The organism is Methanoculleus sp. UBA413 (assembly GCF_002502935.1).
Lineage (GTDB): Archaea > Halobacteriota > Methanomicrobia > Methanomicrobiales > Methanoculleaceae > Methanoculleus > Methanoculleus bourgensis.
In genome coordinates, this window is sequence record NZ_DAQR01000106.1 from 5,316 (window position 1) to 10,274 (window position 4,959).

The 4,959-nt window shown below is 56.3% G+C and carries 4 protein-coding genes; 1 reads left to right on the forward strand and 3 read right to left on the reverse strand.

All coding sequences use genetic code 11. The features are described from left to right. The 3 genes from BP858_RS08685 to BP858_RS08695 form a co-directional block, all read right to left on the reverse strand. Window positions 1-455 (reverse strand): amidohydrolase family protein (locus BP858_RS08685; RefSeq protein ID WP_286879310.1); only part of this gene is annotated, 455 nt, incomplete at its 3' end. Window positions 456-458: 3 nt separating this feature from the next. Next, window positions 459-1,826 carry a formylmethanofuran dehydrogenase subunit B gene (locus tag BP858_RS08690; protein WP_214166986.1) on the reverse strand — a complete coding sequence of 456 codons (1,368 nt, stop codon included), beginning with the start codon at window positions 1,824-1,826 and terminating at the stop codon, window positions 459-461. Next, complete coding sequence (locus tag BP858_RS08695; RefSeq protein WP_048104695.1) at window positions 1,826-2,242, reverse strand: molybdopterin dinucleotide binding domain-containing protein; 417 nt, start codon at window positions 2,240-2,242, stop codon at window positions 1,826-1,828. Before BP858_RS08695 ends, BP858_RS08690 begins: the two co-directional genes overlap by 1 nt. Before the next feature lie 1,608 nt (window positions 2,243-3,850). Between BP858_RS08695 and BP858_RS08700 the strand changes: the two genes are divergently transcribed. Then, a partial coding sequence (locus BP858_RS08700) for a methyl-coenzyme M reductase subunit beta (protein ID WP_286879311.1) occupies window positions 3,851-4,959 on the forward strand: 1,109 nt, incomplete at its 3' end.

The window sequence follows — 4,959 nt, forward strand, 5'->3', positions numbered from 1 at the left end:
AACCAGTTGTTCCCGAAGACCGGCATCGCGGAGTTGTCGATGATCGGGGTATCCCGGATCTCCTCGTGGACGTGCGGGGAGTGGAGCGGGGGCATCGCTGCTTCGTTAACGAAGACGTAGCCCATCCGGGCGTAGTCGTAGCCGGTCTTGAACGTGGAGGGGACCGAGAAGCCCATCTCCATGCGGTTGCACGTAGGAGATTTGTGGGGGCTCTTGAAGAGTTTGTCCTCAGGCCGGAAGAGCCGGCCGACGTTCACCTTCGGCCCGACAACGTGAGAGTGGATGTCCACACCGCCCGCCATCACGGTCATGCCGGCGGCATCGATTGTCTTCGGGTTCGCCAGAGCCGTCGTCTCGACGATCTTGCCGTCCTTGATCCCGATATCCATCCGGTCGCCCTTGATCCGCTGCAGGGGGTCAAAGACGAATCCGTTCTTGATTATTAGTTCACCCATGGTTCATTCCCCCGCACGGACACCTTCAGGTACGGCCTTTGCAGGTTCCTTTGCGGCGTCCTCCGCTTCCAGTTCGCAGAGCCTCTGGTAGATCCGCTCGAAGAGTTCCTCGTCGCTCGGGACACCATCGGGTGCATCGATGACCTTACGGTACTGGATCGGGACGTTGTCCATCCGATAGACGATGCCCGGAACCTCGACACCGACGATTCCCACCGGGATATGGAGGTCTGAGATCTCGGTTGCCATGTTGGGGTGGGGGTCGATGGTGATCCAGGGATGCTTCCTGAGGTTTTTGACCGGCTCGATCGGGAAGTGAGCGGCGGCATCGGTCCCGATGTTGACGAAGGCGTCCACCTCTTCCCGCATGGCGAGGTCGACAGAGCTCGTCTCACCCGGGTTCATGTGGGCGATATCCCTCTTCGTCAGGTCCAGGCAGTAGGGGAACCCGTATTGCCATGACCAGACCGCGCCAGGCCCCGTGATGTTGTAGTGACCCCGCATCGCCATGATCGTCCACTTGGTGAAGTCGTTGAGGTCGCGGGTCAGGCTGATGGCGATGTCCACGTTGTGGTTCCGACCGTCGGAGTGGCAGAGACCCATGCCGTAGAAGATGGTGCCGAACCGCGCCTTCTTCATGATCTCGACAGCCTCGATGATCTGTTCCTTCTTGATACCCGCAACCTCATCGGGGATATCGTGGCCCCGGACAACGGTCCGGAATGCGTTGAAGAGGTCGTAGTCGTGTCCCTGTTTCACCTGCAGGTGGATATCAGCCACCTGAGCGGTGTCGGTGTGCCGGGGATCGATGACGATGATCTTGCGGCCCTTGTGGCCCTTGCCGGTGAAGAACCCGCGGGGGAAGATCGAGTAGCGGGACATGTGCCGCGGGTGAGCGTGAGCCGGGTTTGCGCCCCAGTAGACGATGACGTCGGCCCGGTTCTTTGTCTCGCCGAGGGTGCAGCTCGGGTAGCCGTTGTCGAATATAGCAAGGAACGAGCTCCCGTGGCAGATGGACGCACAGTTGTCGAGCACGGCACCTGCCTTCTCAGCGACCTTGGCAGCGGCGGCCATGCCCTCACAGTTGGTCGACCCAAACCCGTAGATCAGGGGTTTCTTTGCGTTGTAGAAGACCTTTGCCGTGTAATCGACTGCCTCATCGTAGGAGATCTCTTTGTAGGTGCCGTCCGGCTGGCGGAGGCGGGGCAGTGTGTGCCGATCCTCCATGGCACGGTGGAAGACCGTGCTGCCGATGATGCAGGCGTTCTCAACCTCAAGGATCTTCTTCCCGTCGTCAGAGACGGTGACGACAAGGTCGTCACAGCAGACGCCGCAGAACGGGCATCCGACATTCTCAATCTTTTTTGCCATTACTGATCACCTCTCCACATCCCTACGGCGCTCTGGACGAGTTCGAGGGTGCTCTTGCGCCTCTCGCCTTCAGGAGCGGGCTCGACTGTCACAGGAAATCCGCTGTACTGGGGTTCCCCGGTTGCCTGAGTCCGCGGCGGGACTATCTGGTTTGCATAGACACCCTGCGGAATGAACGCAAGACCGGGGTAGAGCGCCTGGCGTCCCCTGACGCTTTTGACGATAACACTTCCGCATTCGCTCGTCACCTTGACGAGCTGGTTCGGGACCAGACCGAGTGCTTTGACGTCGTCGTCGTGCATCTCGATGATAGAGCAGGCCTCGAAGTACTCCGGGGTCATTTTGCCCTTTACTATCCCAACGCCTTCTTCTACAGAGCGCTGGGTGATCATGTTCAACGTAATCTTCTTCGCCATGGTTTTGCCTCAATGTGATTGACAGGGCCGGTTCTCCTAACCTCCAGGAGAATCGGCCCCGGAGAGTGGTGCTCTGGATTTGACCCGCATTTGGGCCATTCACTGTGTTGCGAGAGTGTCCACCAGGACGCCCCGTACCCGGTATGCCGGGCCTTCTTGCACGGAGAAGGTTTGTCGTTCGGGTTTGCTGGAGCACTGCCAGAAACCGGGGGGAATACGCAGAGGGGGGCTGCCCACCTCGGGATGGACTGAAACTCTCTTGGCGGAGCACCGGATAGATCGTTTTATCATAACTTGTAATGAATTCTATTTAACCATTCCGTATTTGTAAGGGGGATCAAGCGACTAAATTTACTTCAAACAGTTAATTTGGTAAACTTTACCCCTCCGGGTAATAAATGCGATTATGTTACAGAAAAGTCACGAAATTGGACGTATTTTTGCTGACCACCTAAATGTTTCTGGTTTGGGATCTGGTTAACTCAGGAGCATGGAGTTTGTCCGGATGGGCGTAGGTATCCGGCCTCACGACCCCTCTAGTGCCCGAAAGGCGCAGATAGTGAACTGATTCACCCTTTTTGCGGATCCTGGTGTGTGGGAACGATCGCCGACCGCTCGCGAAGCACGTGGGAGGCGCGATGGGGGATGTCGCAATCCCACGGCCTTCGCGCTCTTCGCGTACTCCTGTGTGAGACGGTCGGCGGTGTAGATGGTGATGCGGTCGCACGCGGAGATGGTGAGGTTCGTGTGGTTCCTGCCTTCCCCGTTGCCTTTCGCGCATGGCGCGGCAACATGCCTCTCTGCATGAGGCAACGCTCCGTCTGCGGCGCAGATCTGGCAGAGCAAGGGGCTGCTCGCATAAATATCGGCTATCTGACCTGTAAATAGGCATTTCATGGAGAGTGTGGGTGCAGCGGTGCCCCTAAATATACGCGAAAAACCAGATCTCGCCTCCACCTGGAGCGGCTCTCCTGAGCCGGATACTCACAGGTCTTCCCGGGGCGCGGGCCGGGGTGGTCTCCCCCGCCTGTCCGGCTCGCGGTGCACCTGGATACGGATGGCTGGTGAGTTAGTGAGCACTATATATTTGCATCTCTTTTAATTTTGACCGTAATCTGGTGCGTTCATAAAACAGGCGTCTGACGATCAGGGTTTTGAAAAATCCTGTCCGTTTTGGGTAGCATTATATATCTTTGAGTGCAACGTATGAAAGTGGATACTGTTGGACATTGCATCTGAAGAAATAATCATACTTATTATTAATCTGTTTGTTCATTTTATTATTTAATATGTCCCTCTCTGCTGCTCCTCCCAGGCCGTGAACTGAGGGGCGACAACCCGTCGAAATCCTTTTTAAGTACAACGATCAACAATTTGGACAATTGAATCCCGATTTTAAAATACCCTGATATGAATATAATTACGATGAATATTATTATTTACGTTAAAATCCAATTTGAATTCGCAAATTTTATTAATAACCCTCCTTCTACTCTTATAGTCCCTTTTGGGACGTGCAGTAGCGGCCTTCAGGGAACCGGAGCAGGTGAATGCCCGGTCTCTTTCATGAACGGAATGCATTGAACAAGGGTAAAAGGATGAAATACTATGGCTAAATACACGGAAACAATCGATCTCTATTCTGATGATGGGAAGCTGCTCAAGAGCGGCGTCTCCCTCGACAGAATCAGCCCGCTGGTTAACCCGGCCACAAGTAAGATCATCGACCTGACCAAGAGAACAATCAACGTAAACCTTGGGGGCATCCAGGATGCGCTCAAGAGCGGAAAACTTGGACAGGGCAAGATCAAGGGAAGAGAACTGGATCTCCCCATCATGGAGAACAAGGACGCCATCGTCGCCAAGATCAAGGAGATGATCCAGGTTGAAGAAGGTGATGACACCGAGATCCTGGAGTTCAACGGAGGAAAGCTCCAGCTTGTCCAGGTCCCGGCGAAGCGCCTGATCAACGCGGCTACCTACGATGCGGCAATCACCGCGGTCGCCTCCGCGACCACCTACGCGATCGTCGACCAGTTCAATGTCGACGCTTTCAACGCTTCCACCGTCAAGGCGGCCTGCTGGGGCGGTTACCCGCACACCCAGGACATGAAGGGCTCGCTCGTTACGTCGATCCTGAACATCCCCCAGAACAACGAAGGTCTCGGCTACGCGCTCCGGAACATCCCGGTCAACCACGTCGTGATGATGACCAACAGGAACGCCCTGCAGGGCGCTGCACTCTCATCCACGCTCGAGACCGCCGGTATCTTCGAGATGGGATCCGCCATCGGACCCTTCGAGCGTGCCACGCTGCTCGCCTACGCCTACCAGGGCCTGAACGCGAACAACATGGTCTACGACCTCGTCAAGGCAAACGGCCAGACTGGAACCGTTGGTACGGTTGTCCAGAGCCTGGTCGAGCGTGCTATCGAGGACAAGGTCATCACCCCCGGCAAGAAGGGCGGATACTTCCAGTTCTACGACACGAAGGACCCCATGCTCTGGAACGCCTACACTGCTGCGGGATCCATGGCAGCCACCATCGTCAACTGTGGTGCCGGACGGTTCGCCCAGGCAGTCTCCTCGACGCTCCTGTACTTCAACGACCTGCTTGAGCACGAGACCGGTCTCCCGAGCAGCGACTACGGCCGTGTCATGGGTACCGCTGTCGGGTTCTCGTTCTTCAGACACTCGATCTACGGTGGCGGCGGCCC